This window comes from Filobacillus milosensis, from assembly GCF_004402015.1.
GTDB lineage: Bacteria > Bacillota > Bacilli > Bacillales > Alkalibacillaceae > Filobacillus > Filobacillus milosensis.
Genome location: NZ_SOPW01000015.1, coordinates 58,681 through 77,587, shown reverse-complemented (window position 1 = coordinate 77,587; position 18,907 = coordinate 58,681). Strand labels below are relative to the sequence as shown.

The following is an 18,907-nucleotide window of genomic DNA, read 5'->3' as shown; positions in this document are numbered from 1 at the left end:
AAGGAGATTTTTTTATGACAGGTCAAAATGTACGTGTACGTTACGCGCCGAGCCCAACAGGTCATTTGCATATTGGTAATGCGAGAACGGCACTTTTCAACTATTTATTTGCCAGAAGTACAAATGGTAAGTTTGTAATTCGTATTGAAGATACTGACCAGAAACGTAATGTAGAGGGTGGCGACTTAAGCCAGCTGAAGTATTTAAAATGGTTAGGTATTGATTGGGATGAGAGTGTCGATGTTGGAGGTGACCACGGTCCATACCGCCAAATGGAACGCTTAGACATTTATAAAAAGTATGTTGATGAACTACTTGAACGTGGTTTAGCGTATAAATGTTATATGACAGAAGATGAGCTTGATGCTGAACGTGAAGAACAACGTGCGCAAGGTTTAGCGCCTAAATATTCTGGCGCGCACCGTGATTTAACCGCTGAACAAATAAAAGCATTTGAAAATGAAGGCCGTAAACCAAGTATTCGAATTCGCGTGCCTGAAAATGAAACGTATCAGTTTGATGATATCGTTAAAGGTGACATTACATTTGAATCAAGTGATTTTGGTGATTGGGTCATTATGAAAAAGGACGGCACACCGACTTATAACTTTGCGGTGGCAGTAGATGATCATTTAATGAAAATCACACACGTTCTACGTGGTGAAGACCATATTTCTAATACACCTAAACAGATGATGGTTTACCGAGCGTTTGGTTGGGAGGTTCCAACATTTGCTCACATGACATTAATTGTGAACGAAGAGCGTAAAAAGTTAAGTAAACGCGATGAGTCTATTATTCAATTTATTGAACAGTATGCTGATTTAGGTTATTTACCAGAAGCATTATTTAATTTCATCACACTTCTTGGCTGGTCTCCAAAAGGTGAGGAAGAGTTATTCACCAGAGAAGAATTTATTGAAATCTTTGACCCTGAACGATTATCTACTTCGCCGGCTGTTTTTGACACGGGTAAATTGAAATGGATGAATAACCAATATATTAAGTCTAGCTCTATAGAGCGTGTAATTGATCTTGCTCTACCACATTTAATCAAGGCTGGTAAAGTCGATGAAAACGTATCTGGTGAAGATCGTAAATGGGTAGAAGAGTTAATTGGTTTATATAAAGAACAGCTTAATTACGGTGCTGAAATTGTTGAACTTACTGAATTATTCTTTAAAGAAGAAATCGACTACGGTGAAAACGAAATGGAAGTGTTAAATCAAGAACACGTTCCTAACATGTTAAGTCACCTGCAAATTGAGATTGGTCAAATGGAAGAGTTCACACCGGAAAATATTAAGGCTGCGATTAAAGCGACTCAAAAGACAACAGGTAACAAAGGTAAGAAGTTATTTATGCCAATTCGTGTTGCGGTAACTGGCCAGCAGCATGGACCGGAATTACCTAATGCGATTCACTTATTAGGACAACGTACGGTGATGAATCGTTTAAATAAAATCGTTGGCGAGTTAAATCATTCGTAACATTATAGGATTATCGTATATAATAGCAGTATATAAATTTTAAAACGTCGATGAGGAAAAGTAGAAAGTTTTACCTAATTACAGAGAAAGCTGTGGCGCTGAGAGCAGCTTTTAGGTTGACTTTTGAAATGCACCTCAGAGTCTTCGCCTGAATCAAGTAAGGTGAAGCGGGTAGTACTCGTTAACAACTCTAAGTGAGAGGTTTTATAATCTCTAAACAGAGTGGAACCGCGCTGAAGCGTCTCTGTCTAATTAATTAGACAGGGACGCTTTTTATATTTAGTTCCTCCAACATCATGATTCAGTCATTAAATACATTCGGGGAGGGTTATGAATGTTTAAGTTTTTCAAATTACTAAAAGAAGATGTAGAAGTTGTTTTTGGTCAAGATCCAGCAGCACGTAATCGATTAGAAGTCATGTTAACTTATTCTGGTGTGCACGCAGTCTGGTCACACCGAGTTGCACATGCTTTTCATAAAAGAAAACTATTTTTTATTGCGAGAGTGATCTCTCAAGTTAGCCGATTTTTTACTGGTATTGAGATACACCCAGGTGCCAAAATAGGTCGTAGATTTTTTATTGACCATGGAATGGGTGTGGTCATTGGAGAAACATGTGAAATTGGAGATAACGTCACAATTTATCAAGGTGTCACGTTAGGTGGTACCGGTAAAGAAGGCGGTAAACGCCACCCAACACTAAAAGATAATGTCCTGGTTGCAGCAGGTGCCAAAGTACTGGGGTCCATTACAATTGGTGAATGGGCAAAAGTAGGAGCAGGATCTGTTGTCCTTAAAGATGTACCAGACAATTCAACCGTTGTCGGTATCCCAGGTCAAGTGGTCGTGCAAAACGGTGTTAAAGTTAGAAAAGACCTCAACCACCACAAATTGCCTGATCCAGTAGCTGAAAAATGTGACAATTTAGAAGCGAAAATTGAAAGGTTACAAAAAGAATTAGAGCGCATGAAAGGAGTGCAAGACGATGACAATCAAGCTTTATAATACGTTAACCAGGCAAAAAGAAGAATTTAATCCAATAGAAGAAGGAACAATTAAAATGTATGTTTGCGGACCGACCGTTTATAACTATATACATGTTGGTAACGCACGTCCTGCTATTGTGTTTGATACAGTTCGAAGATTCTTTGAATATAGTGGCTATGAAGTTGAGTATGTTTTAAATTTTACTGACGTAGATGACAAGTTAATTAAAGCAGCTAATGAATTAAATGAAGAAGTGCCGACGATTGCGGACCGTTTTATTAAAGCTTACAAAGAAGATGTTGCTAAACTTAACGTTAAAGAAGCGGTTCACCATCCAAGAGTGACAGAAACGATGGATGATATTATTCAGTTTATTGATCAATTAATTGAAAAAGGATTTGCTTATGAAGCGGATGGGGACGTTTATTTTCGAACACGCTCATTTGATGAATATGGGAAATTATCACACCAATCTATAGATGAACTACGCTCCGGAGCCCGTATTCAAGTAGGCGAGAAGAAAGATGATCCTATTGATTTCGCATTATGGAAGCAAGCAAAATCTGGTGAGATATCCTGGGATAGTCCGTGGGGGCAAGGCCGACCTGGTTGGCATATTGAGTGCTCTGCGATGGCTCGTAAATATCTGGGTGAGACGATTGATATTCATGCGGGTGGTCAGGACTTGGCTTTTCCTCACCATGAAAACGAGATTGCTCAATCTGAATGCCATAATGATACGACGTTTGCAAACTATTGGATGCATAATGGTTACATTCAAATTGACAATGAGAAGATGTCTAAGTCGCTGGGTAACTTTATCTTAGTGCATGACTTAGTTGAAAAGCATGACCCAAATATTGTGCGCTTCTTCATGCTAAGTGTCCATTATCGCAACCCGATTAACTTTAGTGATGAGCTTTTAGCTGAAGCTAAAAATAGTTATGATCGTCTTAAAACGGCTTACCAGAATTTGCAGCATCGTAAAACAGCGAGCTTGAACTTGGCTGAGGATAATAGTGATTGGATGGAAAAAATCGCTGATTTAAAGAAACGCTTCATTCAGGAGATGAATGATGACTTTAATACAGCGAATGCGATTTCAGTATTATTTGAACTGGCTAAAGAATCAAATATATATTCGCAGCAAAAACAAACTTCGACTGATGTCATTGATCAATTCACAGATTTATTTGAGGAATTAACGACTGTATTAGGCTTTTCATTAAACTCGGTTGATTTATTAGATGACGAAATAGAAGCATTAATTGAAGAACGAATTCAGGCAAGAAAAGACCGTAATTTTCAGCGTGCTGATGAAATCAGAGATGACTTGAAGGGTCGCGGCATCATTTTAGAAGATACTCCACAAGGAACGAGATGGAAGAGATCATGACGAGTACTAATGATGTAAAGCAAATGAAGAGTTTGGCGTTGGCTTATATGGGCGATGCTGTCTATGAACAATATGTCCGAGAATACTTGATACGGCAAGGGGAAGTAAAACCCCAAATACTTCACACACATGCCGTATCTTTCGTCTCGGCTGATGCGCAAGCCTATGTATTGAAAAATTGGATGGAAGAAGATTTGTTATCAACGGAGGAGCAAGGTGTGATTAGACGAGGACGTAACGCTAAATCTAACACGCCTAAAAGCACAGATGGACAAACCTATCGCTTAAGTACTGCGTTTGAAGCGCTTATTGGTTATTTGTTTTTAAAAGAAGACTCAGAGCGCTTAAATTATTTAGTTACTCAAGCTATTCAAGATTTAGAAGAAAGGAGATCTTAATATGTCGGAAGAATGGATTATGGGCAAGAACTCTGTTATTGAAGCGTTAAAATCAGGACGTCCCATTAATAAAGTTTTGATCTTGGAATCAATGGAACATCGTGCACAGTCCCCAATAGTTAAGCTGGCCAAACAGAATAATGTATTTGTACAAAAAGTTCCTAAGCGTAAACTTGATCAAATCGCTGACCATCACCAAGGAGTAGTTGCGTCCGTTGCTGCTTACTCTTATGCAAGTATTGATGATCTTTTTGCTCTTGCAAAAGAACGCGATGAATCTCCTTTCTTTATTTTACTAGATGAGCTTGAAGACCCAAGGAATTTAGGTTCGATAATGCGTACAGCAGATGCAGTAGGTGCGCATGGGATTATTATTCCGAAGCGCAGGTCCGTTCAATTAACACAGACTGTAGCAAAAGCATCAACGGGGGCTATTGAATATATTCCTGTTGCTCGTGTAACAAACATGAACCATACGATTGACCGTTTGAAAAGTGAGGGCGTTTGGGTTGTCGGTACAGATGCTAAAGGAGATCAGGATTATCGTGAGCTGGATTATGATATGCCACTTGCACTTGTTATCGGTAGTGAAGGTAAAGGAATCAGTCGTCTAGTCTTAAAAAATTGTGATTGGTTAGTGAATTTACCGATGCGTGGAAAAGTCACATCATTAAACGCTTCTGTATCTGCCAGTTTAATGATGTATGAAGTTTACCGCAAACGATTTCCGGTTAGGTGATTCTGAATGATTGTACTAGTTGTAGATGGGTACAATATGATTGGGGATTGGCCGGAATTACGAGAGTTAAAAGACTATAAATTAGAAGAAGCAAGAGCAAAGTTAGTGGAGATGTTAGCTGAATATCAAGCTTACACAGGTTATCGAGTCATTGTGGTTTTTGATGCATATGGTGTTAAAGGGACAGAGAAAAAACAAAAAGAGCATCGCTTGGATGTTATTTTTACGAAAGAAAATGAAACAGCAGATGAACGCATCGAGAAGCTAGTCAATGAAGTTATGAATGTTCGAACTAAAGTATATGTGGCAACATCTGATTATACAGAACAATGGACGATTTTCTCAAAAGGTGCTTTAAGAAAATCTGCAAGAGAACTTTTAATAGATGTGCGAGAAATTCAAAGCGAGATAAAAAATGATGTGAAGGAACACCAATCCTTACAACCTAAATCAAAAATTCCTCTTAGTGATGATGTGCTAAAAGCGTTTGAAAAATGGCGACGTGGAGGGAAATAGTGAATAAGCAGTTGACTGAAAATTCACAATTCCTGTATAATAACGGTATATTTAGTGTTCGGCTTGGGGGGATCTGGCGTGGGCATCAATGAAGAGAGAGAAATACAGCGCAATTGGTCAGAGTTAGAGGATGAAATAGTGGTCGAATTTGTGCATGAAGGTAATGTGCAAGCGCTTGACTATCTAATAAACAAATACCGTAGCTTTGTTCGCGCTAAAGCCCGTACATATTTTTTAATTGGCGCGGACCGCGAAGACATTGTTCAAGAAGGGATGATTGGTTTATACAAAGCGATACGTGATTTCCAATCTGAAAAACTATCATCGTTTAAAGCTTTTGCTGAGCTGTGTGTCACCAGGCAGATTATTACGGCTATTAAAACGGCGACCAGGCAAAAGCATATTCCGCTTAATTCATATGTCTCGTTGGACAAGCCAATTTATGACGAAGAATCTGACCGAACTCTCTTAGACGTTATAGCTGAAAACGACACGTCAGATCCAGAGAAGCTGTTAATCGACCGCGAAAAATTTGGTGATATGGAAGAAAAAATGGAAGAGCTTTTAAGTGAACTGGAAAGGGAAGTACTTCAACTTTATTTAGAGGGGCAATCCTACCAGGAAATTTCACTTCTTTTAAATCGTCATGTGAAGTCAATTGATAACGCTTTACAACGTGTGAAACGAAAATTAGAGCGACACCTCTCTGTCAGTGAACTGACGTATTAAAATTCCATTGACACGATTTTTAGAACGTGGTACATTAATTTAAGTGATAAAAAAGAAAGAGGATTGTCATGCGTAAAAAAGTTGTGCTAGCATGTACGGTTTGTAACGGTCGAAATTATACAACCGAAAAACAACAACAAAGCTCTGAACGAATCGAAGTAAAAAAGTATTGCAAACGATGTGCCCAGCACACATTACATCGTGAAACAAAATAGATGATAGGCTTAGGTGTTAAGGGGGACATGCAGTGTTTAAATTCTTAAAAGACGTTAAACGTGAAATGCAAAAGGTCAGCTGGCCTAAAAGCAATGAGTTAACGAAGTATACAATTATCGTTATATTAACTGTTGTATTTGTCGCTGTATTCTTTACAGTGGTTGATTTAGGGATATCATTTGTACTTGAACAGATATCCTAGATTATTTGTAATTCATTTATTAATTATATAAAATGTGAATTGTGATATAATGTAACAAGAGACAAAAAACCCGCCTATGTCGGGTTTTTTAATTTACCCAAAAATTGGTACATCTGCTTCACATTTGAATACGATTAGGAGGGAAGGTTTTTAAACCTATCGCTATGGAGAGAAATTGGTATGTGGTTCATACGTACTCAGGTTATGAAAATAGAGTTAAGATTAATTTAGAAAAGCGAATTGAAACGATGGGCATGGAGGATAAAATTTTCCGTGTCATTGTTCCTGAAGAAGAGGAAACAGAAATTAAAAATGGTAAAAGAAAAACAGCCATGAAGAAAGTATTCCCTGGCTATGTGTTAGCGGAAATGATTATGACAGACGATTCGTGGTTCGTTGTTCGTAATACACCAGGTGTAACTGGCTTCGTCGGTTCATCAGGTTCTGGGGCGAAACCAACGCCATTATTGCCAGAAGAAGCGGATCGTGTACTAAAACAAATGGGTGTTAAGGACGAAGTTCAAGATTTTGAATTTGAAATTAAAGAATCTGTAAGCGTGACAGACGGACCGTTCGCTAACTTCACTGGTACAATTGAAAACATTGATATGGACAAGCAAAAGGTTAAAGTTCATGTTAATATGTTCGGAAGAGAAACTCCAGTCGAGTTAGACTTCACTCAAATAGAAAAATTGTAAATATCCCTTGCCAAGCTCGCTAGTTATATGCTAGAATTTTTATGGTTTCTTATGGTCTGAATAAGATTCATTATAGAAATATTGAGTGGGAGGGGAAATCCCCATTTACCACATCACGGACTTTAAGGAGGTGTGTCTCGTGGCTAAAAAAGTAGTAAACGTTGTAAAACTTCAAATTCCTGCTGGTAAAGCAAATCCAGCACCGCCGGTTGGTCCTGCGCTAGGTCAAGCTGGTATCAACATCATGGGATTCTGTAAAGAGTTCAACGCTCAAACACAAGATCAAGCAGGTACGATTATTCCAGTTGAAATTTCGGTTTATGAAGACCGTTCATTTACATTCGTAACGAAAACCCCACCTGCTGCTGTATTACTTAAACAAGCAGCTGGTATTGAATCAGGTTCTGGTGAGCCAAACCGTAACAAGGTGGCAACTGTTAAGCGTGATCAAGTACGTGAAATCGCAGAAACTAAAATGCCTGATTTGAACGCTGCTGATGTTGATGCAGCAATGCGCATGGTAGAAGGAACTGCACGTAGCATGGGTATCGTCGTTGAAGACTAATCCCAAGCTACACTTTGTATAGGTGTAAGAGGGGTTGCGGAGGTCATTCGCAACCTTTATTAACGCCAAAGAGGAGAATCGTTGAAGCGAACTCCATGTATTAGAGGCGAGCTCGTCGTAGTGAATGAAGCAAAGTTCTTATATATTATAACTACGCCTCTGTCTTCGCCTAAAGGCTCGCAAGCAGCGAGGTTTCTTTCGAAGGAAAAGCGCTGCAAAGGGCAAATGCGCTCCCGGCTTTGCCGGGCGTCTTGCCAATGAGCGAGTTTTCTTTAGTGGGAGGTCAAACCGTTAAAACCACAATGAGGAGGATTTTTAAAATGCCAAAAAATGGTAAAAAGTATCAAGAAGCGTTAAAGCTTGTTGATCGCTCAAAAGCTTATGATATTAAAGAAGCAATTGAAGTTGTGAAAAAAGCTTCAACAGCTAATTTTGATGAAACAGTAGAAGCTGCTTTCCGTTTAGGTGTAGATCCTAAGAAAGCAGACCAACAAATCCGTGGAGCAATGGTGCTTCCACACGGTACTGGTAAAACTCAGCGCGTTCTAGTTTTTGCTAAAGGTGAAAAAGCTAAAGAAGCAGAAGCTGCTGGAGCAGATTATGTTGGAGATGAAGAGTACATCAACAAAATCAACCAAGGCTGGTTCGATTTTGATGTAGTTGTTGCAACTCCTGACATGATGGCTCAAGTAGGTAAACTAGGTCGTGTATTAGGACCAAAAGGTTTAATGCCTAACCCTAAAACCGGTACAGTAACTTTCGAAATCGAAAAAGCTGTTCAGGACATTAAAGCGGGTAAAGTAGAATACCGTGTTGAAAAAGCTGGTAACATTCATGTACCTATCGGTAAAGTTTCTTTCGATGATCAAAAGCTAATTGAAAACTTCAATGCATTAGCTGAAACGATTGTTAAAGCTAAGCCACAATCGTCTAAAGGAACTTACATGAGAAACGTAGCAGTTTCTTCTACAATGGGTCCTGGTGTTAAAGTTGATACTTCATCTTATATGAGCAAATAATTAATAGATGGTTGACAAATGATTAACCATTTAATATAATTACGTTTGTTGAAAAATAAATGAACTTAATTGTACCGTAGACAGTAGGAGCAGTTAACTGCTTAAAAGTCATCCTGCCGAGGTGTGCTAAATACAACTAATTCGTACAAGTATGTACGATGATGATATTTATGCCTCCATGTCTGCATGGAGGCATTTTTTATTAGAGATTTACACCGCGCGGTATGATCGGGATCAACCAACGACTAGGAGGTGGAACGATGAGCAATGTACTAGAACTGAAAAAGCAACAGGTAGATATAATTGCAGAAAAACTACAAAATAGTAAAACAACAGTTCTTGTAGACTATCGCGGTCTAGATGTTGAAGAAGTTACTGAACTTCGTAAACAACTACGTGAAGCAGGTGTTGAGTTTAAAGTTTATAAAAACACAATGACACGCTTCGCAACAGAAAAAGCAGGTTTTGAAGGACTTAACGAATTACTAGTAGGTCCTACAGCTATCGCTACTTGTGTAGAAGATGCAGTTGCTCCGGCGAAAGTGTTAGGTCAATTTGCTAAAGAGCATGAAGCATTAGAAATTAAAGGTGGCGTAATTGAAGGAGAAATCGCAACTCTTGATCAAATCAAGGAACTTGCAGAATTGCCTTCATACGAAGGACTTGTTTCTATGCTACTCAGCGTATTACAAGCTCCAGTTCGCGACTTCGCATATGTTACAAAAGCAGTTGCGGAACAAAAAGAAGAAGAAGGCGCTTAAGGCGTCATAGTCGGATAAATAACAAAAACAATTTAAGGAGGAAATTATCATGACTAAAGAACAAATTATTGATGCTATTAAAGAAATGTCTGTTTTAGATTTAAACGATTTAGTAAAAGCAATTGAGGAAGAGTTTGGCGTAACAGCTGCTGCTCCAGTTGCGGCTGCGGGTGCAGGTGCAGGTGCTGAAGCTGCTGAAGAGAAAACTGAATTCGACGTAGTACTTGAAGATGCAGGTGCTTCTAAGATTAAAGTTGTTAAAGCAGTTCGCGAAATCACTGGTCTTGGCCTAAAAGACGCTAAAGAATTAGTTGATGGCGCTCCTGGTACAATTAAAGAAGCTGTAGCTAAAGAAGAAGCTGAAGAAATGAAAGCTAAGCTTGAAGAAGTTGGCGCTAAAATCGAATTAAAATAATAGCACATTCATAAAGCTCGCTGAAGAACCATTCAGCGAGCTTATGTTTGTTTTAACTTTCAAAGAACTTTGTATTTTTGTAATCCCATCATCATCTTCCCTATAAATGAGGTGACTGACATGAGTGATCATTACTATTCACAGAAACCTACAAGCAAAAGTAACCCTTCACGATTCCAAACAACACTTAACTCCATCACACTCAACTTTCAAACTGACGAAGGTGTTTTTTCTAAAAAACAAATTGATTATGGAACTAAAGCGTTAATTAATAGTTTCATACAACCAGACCAACAAGGTGATTTGTTAGATTTGGGTTGTGGGTACGGTCCCATTGGATTAACTTTAGCCAAATCATATCCGAATCGTCATGTGGTTATGCTTGATATTAATGAACGTGCAATTGAATTAACTAAGAAAAACTTTGAAGCTAACGGACTATCAAATGTAGAAGTTTATCAGAGTGATGGTTTAAATTCGGTGAAGGATCGGGAATTTGCTGCAGTTATTACAAATCCACCTTTTCGAGCAGGCAAAAAAGTTGTTCACAGTATGGTGGAAGACAGTTATCATGTCTTGAGTCATATGGGAGAGTTCTGGTTGGTAGTTCAAAAGAAACAAGGGGCTCCATCTTTAAAAGAAAAGATGAACAAAGTTTTTGGGAACGTTGAAGTTATAAACCGTGATAAGGGCTACTTCATATTGCGCAGTAAAAAGTTTGACTCGGATATGTCGGTGTGATAGTATTAAAAAATGCCAATATATACGTTTATTTGTCAAGAACTTTTTAGATAATTTCATCAAAGCTCTTTTATAACGTATATTTTTCGAGTGGAATACCGATAAATGTAATAGTTGGACTAATTTTTAAAGGGGTATTCATTCTGGAAAACTACATGACTTTGAATCAATTAATAAAAGTATATCAAACATTCGTTTATAACACGAATGTCTATATAAAAAATGCTTGAAAAACTTAGTTAGTCAAGCAAGTTCGGCATGTCTTTTTGTCGAACCATTTTTTGCGCTATAAAAGCTATACCCTTAGCGAGGATCTCTTAATCGTTAAGGTTGAAAGCAAGGTTTCTTGCTTTCTCTATTAAATCTGGTTGTTTGAGGGGTGAAGCAGTTGACAGGTCAACTAGTTCAATATGGTCGACACCGCCAACGTAGAAGCTATGCAAGGATTAGTGAAGTACATGATCTTCCTAATCTAATCGAAATTCAAACTAAATCTTATGAATGGTTCTTAAGAGATGGTTTGAAAGAAATGTTTGGTGACATTTCGCCGATTGAAGATTTCACAGGAAATTTATCTCTAGAGTTTGTAGATTACAGTCTAGGAGAACCGAAATACCCTGTTGATGAGGCTAAAGAGCGTGACGTAACTTATAATGCGCCTTTACGCGTCAAGGTTCGTCTCTTAAATAAAGAGACTGGAGAGGTTAAAGAGCAAGAAGTGTTTATGGGTGATTTCCCATTAATGACAGACACAGGTACCTTTGTGATCAATGGTGCTGAACGTGTTATTGTTTCGCAACTTGTTCGTTCACCAAGTGTCTACTTTAATAACAAAGTAGATAAGAATGGTAAAAAAGGTCATACAGCAACTGTTATTCCTAACCGTGGTGCTTGGTTAGAATTTGAAACAGATGCAAAAGATGTTGTGCACGTACGTATTGACCGTACACGTAAGTTACCGTTAACAGTTTTATTAAGAGCACTTGGCTTTAGCTCAGATGATGAGATTGTTGATCTAATCGGTGACAATGAATATTTACGCAATACATTAGAAAAAGACAACACAGAAGACAGCGAAAAAGCTCTTATTGAAATATATGAAAGATTACGCCCGGGTGAACCGCCAACTGCGGATAACGCTCGTAGCTTACTATATTCGCGCTTCTTTGATCCGAAGCGTTATGACTTAGCTCGTGTTGGACGTTACAAAATGAACAAGAAGCTTCATTTCAAGAATCGTCTATTAAACCAAACACTTGCTGAAACAATTGCTGATGAAGACGGTGAAGTAATTGCACGTAAAGGTGATAAACTTAACCGTCGTTTATTAGACAAAATTATGCCTTACTTCGAATTAGAAGAAGATGCTGTTGGTGAGAAAATTTTAGAACCTCAAGATGGCGTTCTTGAAGATCCAATTAAAATCCAATCGATTAAGATTGTAGATCCGACAGACCCTGACGGTGAAAGAACATTAAACGTTATTAGCAATGGTAATGTTAGTAATCAAGTGAAGAACATTACACCTGCTGATATCATTTCATCAATCAGTTATTTCTTTAATTTACTACACACTGTTGGTAACACAGATGACATTGACCACTTAGGTAACCGTCGTTTGCGTTCTGTTGGTGAACTTTTACAGAACCAATTCCGTATTGGTTTATCACGTATGGAGCGTGTGGTTCGTGAAAGAATGTCAATTCAGGATACTGAATCGATTACACCTCAACAGTTAATAAATATTCGACCAGTTATTGCGTCGATTAAAGAGTTCTTTGGTAGCTCGCAATTATCACAGTTCATGTACCAAACGAACCCATTAGCTGAGCTAACGCACAAACGTCGTTTATCAGCTTTAGGGCCTGGTGGTTTAACGCGTGAACGTGCAGGTTTCGAAGTGCGTGACGTACACTACTCGCACTACGGCCGTATGTGTCCGATCGAGACACCGGAAGGACCGAACATTGGGTTAATTAACTCATTATCATCTTATGCGAAAGTTAATGAGTTTGGTTTTATTGAAACACCATACCGTCGCGTTGATCCTGAAACTGGCAAAGTTACAGAGCATGTGGATTATCTAACAGCTGATGAAGAAGATAACTACATCGTTGCACAGGCAAATGCTCGTCTCAATGATGATGGTTCATTTGTTGATGAAGAAGTTATTGCCCGTTTCCGTGGTGAAAACACAGCAGTTCCGCGTGAACAGATTGACTACATGGACGTATCGCCAAAGCAGGTAGTTTCTGCGGCGACAGCATGTATCCCATTCTTAGAAAACGATGACTCTAACCGTGCATTAATGGGTGCGAACATGCAACGTCAAGCAGTACCATTAATTCAACCTGAAGCTCCATTCGTTGGAACAGGTATGGAATATGTATCTGGTAAAGACTCTGGTGCTGCAATTGTGGCGAAACATGCCGGTATTGTAGAGAAGGTTGAAGCGAAAGAAGTTCATATCCGTCGCATCGAAGAAGTTGACGGTAAAGAGGTTGAGGGCGATTTAGATCGCTATCGTTTTGCGAAGTTTGTTCGTTCAAACCAAGGAACTTGTTATAACCAAACACCGATTGTATCTAAAGGTGATCGTGTGTCTGAAGGCGAAATCATAGCTGACGGTCCTTCTATGGACAAAGGTGAGCTTGCGCTTGGTCAAAATGCTTTAGTTGCTTTTATGACATGGGACGGTTACAACTATGAGGATGCCGTGATCATGAGTGAACGTATGGTTAAAGATGATGTATTTACATCAATCCATATTGAAGATTTCGAAACAGAAGCTCGTGATACTAAGTTAGGACCAGAAGAGATTACACGTGACATTCCAAATGTCGGTGAAGATGCTCTTAAAAACTTAGATGAAGATGGAATCATCCGTGTCGGAGCTGAAGTCACGGACGGTGACCTTTTAGTAGGTAAGGTTACACCAAAAGGTATGACTGAACTATCAGCCGAGGAACGTTTATTACACGCAATCTTTGGTGAAAAAGCACGTGAAGTCAGAGATACATCGTTAAGAGTTCCACACGGTGGTGGCGGAATTGTTCTTGATGTTAAGACATTCAATCGTGAAGATGGCGATGAGTTATCTCCTGGTGTTAACAAGCTTGTTCGTGTATATATCGTTCAAAAACGTAAGATTCACGAAGGGGATAAAATGGCAGGTCGTCACGGTAACAAAGGTGTTATCTCACGTATTTTACCTGAGGAAGATATGCCATATTTACCTGATGGTACGCCGGTTGACGTTATGTTAAACCCATTAGGGGTACCTTCACGTATGAACATTGGTCAGGTATTAGAATTACACCTTGGTATGGCAGCAAGAGAAATGGGAATCCACGTCGCTTCTCCTGTATTTGATGGTGCTAGTGAGGAAGACGTTTGGGAAACAGTTCTTGAAGCTGGTTTATCACGTGATGGTAAGACAGTTCTTTATGACGGTCGTACGGGTGACGCGTTTGACAACCGTGTATCTGTTGGTGTCATGTATATGATCAAACTAGAGCACATGGTTGACGATAAGTTGCACGCTCGTTCAACTGGACCATACTCACTCGTTACACAGCAGCCACTTGGTGGTAAAGCACAATTTGGTGGTCAGCGTTTCGGTGAGATGGAGGTATGGGCACTTGAAGCTTACGGTGCTGCATACACCTTACAAGAAATCTTAACGGTGAAATCAGACGATGTTGTCGGACGTGTGAAAACGTATGAAGCCATTGTTAAAGGTGAAAACCTTCCTGAACCAGGCGTTCCTGAATCCTTCCGAGTATTAATTAAAGAGTTACAAAGTCTTGGAATGGACGTTAAGATGTTAACGCAAGATCGCGATGAGATTGACATGCGTGATTTGGAAGACGTAGATCAGTCTGAAGAACTTAATGTTTCTATGGAAACAACAGAAGACAGAAACGTTACTGAGTAATCAAACGGATAGTCATTAAATTAATTCGTTTAAAATATGAGGGAGGTAGGCTCCTTGATCGATGTAAACAGATTTGAGTTTATGAAAATAGGATTAGCTTCACCTGATAAGATCCGTTCATGGTCTTTCGGTGAAGTTAAAAAGCCAGAAACCATTAACTATCGTACGTTAAAACCGGAAAAAGACGGTTTGTTCTGTGAGCGTATTTTCGGACCTACAAAGGACTGGGAGTGTCACTGCGGAAAATACAAGCGTGTCCGTTATAAAGGCGTCGTTTGTGACCGTTGTGGTGTTGAAGTAACAAAAGCTAAAGTTCGCCGTGAGCGTATGGGGCACATTGAATTAGCTGCCCCTGTTTCTCACATTTGGTACTTCAAGGGGATCCCAAGTCGTATGGGTCTAGTTCTAGATTTATCACCTAGAGCATTAGAAGAAGTCATTTATTTTGCTTCTTATATTGTGACTGACCCAGGTGATACACCTTTAGAGAAAAAACAGCTATTAACGGAGAAAGAATACCGTGCTTACTATGAAAAGTATGGTAATACGTTTAAGGCTAATATGGGTGCTGAAGCCATCCGTAAATTATTGCAAGATGTGGATTTAGACCGTGAAGTTCAAGAGCTTAAAGAAGAGCTAAAGACGGCTCAAGGTCAGCGTCGTACACGTGCGATTAAGCGCCTTGAAGTATTAGAGTCGTTCCGTAATTCAGGAAACAATCCTGACTGGATGATTATGGATGTACTTCCAATCATCCCACCAGAATTACGTCCAATGGTTCAATTAGATGGTGGTCGTTTTGCAACATCAGACTTAAACGATTTATACCGTCGAGTGATTAACCGTAATAATCGTTTAAAACGTTTATTAGATCTAGGCGCACCTACAATTATTGTTCAGAACGAGAAGCGTATGCTTCAAGAGTCTGTGGATGCTCTAATTGATAACGGTCGCCGTGGTCGTCCAGTTACTGGACCGGGTAACCGTCCATTAAAATCTCTATCTCACATGTTAAAAGGTAAGCAAGGACGTTTCCGTCAAAACTTACTTGGTAAACGTGTTGACTACTCTGGACGTTCGGTTATCGTTGTGGGACCTAACCTGAAAATGTATCAGTGTGGTCTGCCTAAAGAAATGGCGATTGAGTTATTTAAGCCATTCGTCATGCGTGAATTAGTCGATCGTGGTTTAGCTCATAATATTAAATCAGCTAAGCGCAGTATCGAGCGTTTACGCCCAGAAATCTGGGATGTATTAGAAGATGTTATTAAAGAGCACCCAGTACTATTAAACCGTGCACCGACACTTCACCGTTTAGGTATTCAGGCTTTCGAACCAACGCTTGTTGAAGGTCGTGCGATTCGTCTTCACCCGTTAGTATGTACAGCTTATAATGCTGACTTTGATGGTGACCAAATGGCTGTTCACGTACCATTGTCACCGGAAGCTCAAGCAGAAGCCCGTATTTTAATGCTTGCAGCACAAAACATCTTAAACCCTAAAGACGGTAAACCAGTTGTTACACCTTCACAGGATATGGTATTAGGTAACTATTACCTGACATTAGAACGTGAAGCTGCGTTGGGTGAAGGTAGAATATTCTCTTCTTATGAAGAAGCGATTTTAGCTTATGATAACGGTTATGTACACTTGCACAGCCGGGTAGGAATTAAAGCTAATTCTTTAGGTAATCCTCATTTCACTGAGGAACAGAACGGCAAAATGTTAGTGACAACAATTGGTAAACTTATCTTTAACGATATGTTACCTGAATCATTCCCGTATATGAATGAGCCGACTTCTTACAATTTAGAAGAACGTACACCTGATCAATATTTTGTTGATATGACAACGGATCTTAAAGAAGAATTTAAGAATAGAGATTTAATTAATCCATTCAAAAAAGGTATCTTAGGCGATATTATTGCAGAAGTGTTCAAGCATTATAAGATCACTGAAACATCTAAGATGCTAGATAAAATGAAAGATTTAGGTTTTAAATACTCAACAAAAGCCGGTATTACAATTGGTGTATCTGATATCGTTGTATTATCAGAGAAGCAACAATACTTGGATGAAGCACAAGGGAAAATTGATAAAGTCGTTAAACAGTTCCGTCGTGGTCTAATCACTGAAGATGAAAGATATGATCGCGTAATTGCAACTTGGACTGAAGCAAAAGATCAAATTCAAGAAAAACTAATGGTTTCATTAGAACCGCTTAACCCTATCTTTATGATGAGTGACTCTGGTGCACGTGGTAACGCATCAAACTTTACACAGCTAGCGGGTATGCGTGGTCTTATGGCGAACCCATCTGGTAAGATTATTGAATTACCGATCAAATCAAGTTTCCGTGAAGGTCTAACAGTATTGGAGTACTTCATTTCAACTCACGGTGCTCGTAAAGGTCTAGCTGATACAGCACTTAAGACTGCGGACTCAGGTTACCTAACTCGTCGTCTAGTAGACGTTGCTCAAGATGTGATTATTCGAGAGCATGATTGTGGAACTGACCGTGGCATGACAGTAGAAACACTCCGCGAAGGTAACGAAGAGATTGTACCATTATACGACCGTTTAATCGGACGTACAGCATTCAGAAAAGTTGTAAACCCAGAGACTAACGATGTTATTGTTGATCGTAATGAATTAATTACAGAAGACAAAGCCAAGACAATTATTGACTCTGGAATAGAATCTGTAGTGATTCGCTCTGTATTTACTTGTAATACACATCATGGTGCTTGTGTTAAATGTTATGGTCGTAACATGGCGACAGGTGATCGTGTTGAAACAGGTGAAGCTGTTGGTATCATCGCTGCACAATCAATCGGTGAGCCGGGTACACAGCTTACAATGCGTACCTTCCACACAGGTGGTGTAGCAGGAGACGATATCACACAAGGTTTACCGCGTATCCAAGAGATTTTTGAAGCGCGTAACCCGAAAGGTCAAGCGGTGATTAGTGAGATTGAAGGTAAAGTTGTAGAAGTTAACGATGTGAAAGACAAGAAAGAGATTGTCGTTCAAGGTGCCGTTGAAAGCCGCACTTACACAACGCCTTACAATGCAAGAATGAAAGTTGAAGAAGGCGAAGAAGTAATTGCTGGTCAGGCGTTAACTGAAGGTTCAATTGACCCGAAAGAACTAATCAAAGCTCAAGGCTTGCAAGGTGTCGAAGAGTACTTGTTAAAAGAAGTTCAAAAAGTTTATCGTATGCAAGGTGTTGAAATCAGCGATAAACACGTTGAAGTTATGGTTCGTCAAATGCTTAATAAAGTTCGTGTTATTGAATCTGGTGATACAGATGTTATCCCTGGTTCATTACTCGATGTTAACCAATTCAGAGAAGCGAACCGTCAAGTAATCTTGGAAGGCAAACAGCCGGCAGTGGCTAAACCAATCATTCTAGGTATTACAAAAGCTTCACTTGAGACAGATTCATTCTTATCCGCAGCATCATTCCAGGAGACAACTCGTGTCCTAACAGATGCAGCAATCAAAGGTAAGTATGATGACCTACTAGGCCTGAAAGAGAACGTTATTATTGGTAAGCTTGTGCCTGCTGGTACTGGTTTAGCTAAATATCGCAAACTTGAAGGAAATAAAGAAGTAGTAGAAACTCAAGAAGTAGAAGAAGAAGAAGTCACAACAGAAATATAAAAAGGTTGAAGCGCCTTGAATTCATTTGTAATTTTTATTGACAACACTATATCTCAATGATAATATATTCAAGGTGCTTCATATAACCTTGTTACTTTGGAGGATAACTTTATGTCTTATGAAAAAGTAGCACAGGCTAAAGACAGTTTAATTATTGGAGCTAAACAAGTGCTCAAATCCATGAAAAATGGAGAGGTACTTGAGGTCGTCGTAGCAGAGAATGCTGAACGACGTATAACTGATAAAGTATTGAAAGCAGCAAACGACAATGGTGTAAAGATCGTTTTTGTTGAATCTATGAAAAAACTAGGTGAAGCATGCGGTATTGATGTCGGAGCAGCTGCTGTGGCAATTAGAAAATAAACTTTATGCACATAATGTGTGTCGAGTTTGTTTTTTTGCCCAATAATGAACCACCTGGATGTGTGGTA

General features: G+C 39.2%; 18 protein-coding genes and 2 other annotated features. All 18 genes read left to right on the top strand.

Features of this window, described 5'->3' with window-relative positions:
• The first annotated feature begins 14 nt into the window (after positions 1-14).
• The 18 genes from gltX (at position 15) to E3U55_RS13070 (ending at position 18,839) form a co-directional block, all read left to right on the top strand.
• Positions 15-1,490: a glutamate--tRNA ligase gene (gene gltX, locus E3U55_RS13155; protein ID WP_134340945.1), complete on the top strand. Its 1,476-nt coding sequence runs from the start codon at positions 15-17 to the stop codon at positions 1,488-1,490.
• A gap of 38 nt (positions 1,491-1,528) precedes the next feature.
• Positions 1,529-1,739: a binding site (T-box leader), on the top strand.
• A gap of 85 nt (positions 1,740-1,824) precedes the next feature.
• Positions 1,825-2,496, top strand: coding sequence for a serine O-acetyltransferase (gene cysE / locus E3U55_RS13150; protein ID WP_134340944.1), 672 nt, complete (start codon positions 1,825-1,827; stop codon positions 2,494-2,496).
• The gene (gene cysS, locus E3U55_RS13145; protein ID WP_134340943.1) at positions 2,477-3,874 is read left to right on the top strand and encodes a cysteine--tRNA ligase; all 1,398 of its coding nucleotides are present in this window, start codon (positions 2,477-2,479) and stop codon (positions 3,872-3,874) included. Before cysE ends, cysS begins: the two co-directional genes overlap by 20 nt.
• Positions 3,871-4,272, top strand: a complete 402-nt coding sequence (locus tag E3U55_RS13140) for a Mini-ribonuclease 3 (RefSeq protein ID WP_134340942.1) — start codon at positions 3,871-3,873, stop codon at positions 4,270-4,272. The genes cysS and E3U55_RS13140 overlap by 4 nt, the downstream gene beginning before the upstream one ends.
• 1 nt (position 4,273) lies before the next feature.
• Complete coding sequence (rlmB, locus tag E3U55_RS13135) at positions 4,274-5,011, top strand: 23S rRNA (guanosine(2251)-2'-O)-methyltransferase RlmB (protein WP_134340941.1); 738 nt, start codon at positions 4,274-4,276, stop codon at positions 5,009-5,011.
• A 6-nt stretch (positions 5,012-5,017) separates the two neighbouring features.
• Positions 5,018-5,527 carry an NYN domain-containing protein gene (locus E3U55_RS13130; RefSeq protein ID WP_134340940.1) on the top strand — a complete coding sequence of 170 codons (510 nt, stop codon included), beginning with the start codon at positions 5,018-5,020 and terminating at the stop codon, positions 5,525-5,527.
• Between the two features lie 78 nt (positions 5,528-5,605).
• Positions 5,606-6,256, top strand: a complete 651-nt coding sequence (gene sigH, locus E3U55_RS13125; RefSeq protein WP_134340939.1) for an RNA polymerase sporulation sigma factor SigH — start codon at positions 5,606-5,608, stop codon at positions 6,254-6,256.
• A gap of 68 nt (positions 6,257-6,324) precedes the next feature.
• A complete protein-coding gene (gene rpmG, locus E3U55_RS13120) occupies positions 6,325-6,471 on the top strand; it encodes a 50S ribosomal protein L33 (protein ID WP_134340938.1) in 147 nt (48 codons plus the stop codon).
• Between the two features lie 32 nt (positions 6,472-6,503).
• Complete coding sequence (gene secE, locus E3U55_RS13115) at positions 6,504-6,674, top strand: preprotein translocase subunit SecE (RefSeq protein ID WP_134340937.1); 171 nt, start codon at positions 6,504-6,506, stop codon at positions 6,672-6,674.
• Between the two features lie 164 nt (positions 6,675-6,838).
• Positions 6,839-7,372 carry a transcription termination/antitermination protein NusG gene (nusG, locus tag E3U55_RS13110; RefSeq protein WP_134340936.1) on the top strand — a complete coding sequence of 178 codons (534 nt, stop codon included), beginning with the start codon at positions 6,839-6,841 and terminating at the stop codon, positions 7,370-7,372.
• Between the two features lie 139 nt (positions 7,373-7,511).
• Positions 7,512-7,937 carry a 50S ribosomal protein L11 gene (rplK, locus tag E3U55_RS13105; RefSeq protein WP_134340935.1) on the top strand — a complete coding sequence of 142 codons (426 nt, stop codon included), beginning with the start codon at positions 7,512-7,514 and terminating at the stop codon, positions 7,935-7,937.
• A 320-nt stretch (positions 7,938-8,257) separates the two neighbouring features.
• Positions 8,258-8,956 (top strand): 50S ribosomal protein L1, encoded by a 699-nt coding sequence (gene rplA / locus E3U55_RS13100; protein WP_134340934.1) that lies wholly within the window; start codon positions 8,258-8,260, stop codon positions 8,954-8,956.
• Positions 8,957-9,012: 56 nt separating this feature from the next.
• Positions 9,013-9,166 (top strand) — a sequence feature (ribosomal protein L10 leader region).
• Positions 9,167-9,216: 50 nt separating this feature from the next.
• Entirely contained in the window at positions 9,217-9,717 is a 501-nt protein-coding gene (rplJ, locus tag E3U55_RS13095; RefSeq protein ID WP_134340933.1) for a 50S ribosomal protein L10, read from the top strand.
• 49 nt (positions 9,718-9,766) lie between these two features.
• Positions 9,767-10,132: a 50S ribosomal protein L7/L12 gene (gene rplL / locus E3U55_RS13090; protein ID WP_134340932.1), complete on the top strand. Its 366-nt coding sequence runs from the start codon at positions 9,767-9,769 to the stop codon at positions 10,130-10,132.
• Between the two features lie 120 nt (positions 10,133-10,252).
• Complete coding sequence (locus E3U55_RS13085) at positions 10,253-10,873, top strand: class I SAM-dependent methyltransferase (RefSeq protein WP_134340931.1); 621 nt, start codon at positions 10,253-10,255, stop codon at positions 10,871-10,873.
• Positions 10,874-11,261: 388 nt separating this feature from the next.
• Positions 11,262-14,810, top strand: a complete 3,549-nt coding sequence (gene rpoB / locus E3U55_RS13080; RefSeq protein ID WP_134340930.1) for a DNA-directed RNA polymerase subunit beta — start codon at positions 11,262-11,264, stop codon at positions 14,808-14,810.
• 54 nt (positions 14,811-14,864) lie between these two features.
• Positions 14,865-18,476 carry a DNA-directed RNA polymerase subunit beta' gene (gene rpoC / locus E3U55_RS13075; protein WP_134340929.1) on the top strand — a complete coding sequence of 1,204 codons (3,612 nt, stop codon included), beginning with the start codon at positions 14,865-14,867 and terminating at the stop codon, positions 18,474-18,476.
• A gap of 111 nt (positions 18,477-18,587) precedes the next feature.
• Positions 18,588-18,839, top strand: coding sequence for a 50S ribosomal protein L7ae-like protein (locus E3U55_RS13070; protein WP_134340928.1), 252 nt, complete (start codon positions 18,588-18,590; stop codon positions 18,837-18,839).
• Positions 18,840-18,907 lie beyond the last annotated feature (68 nt).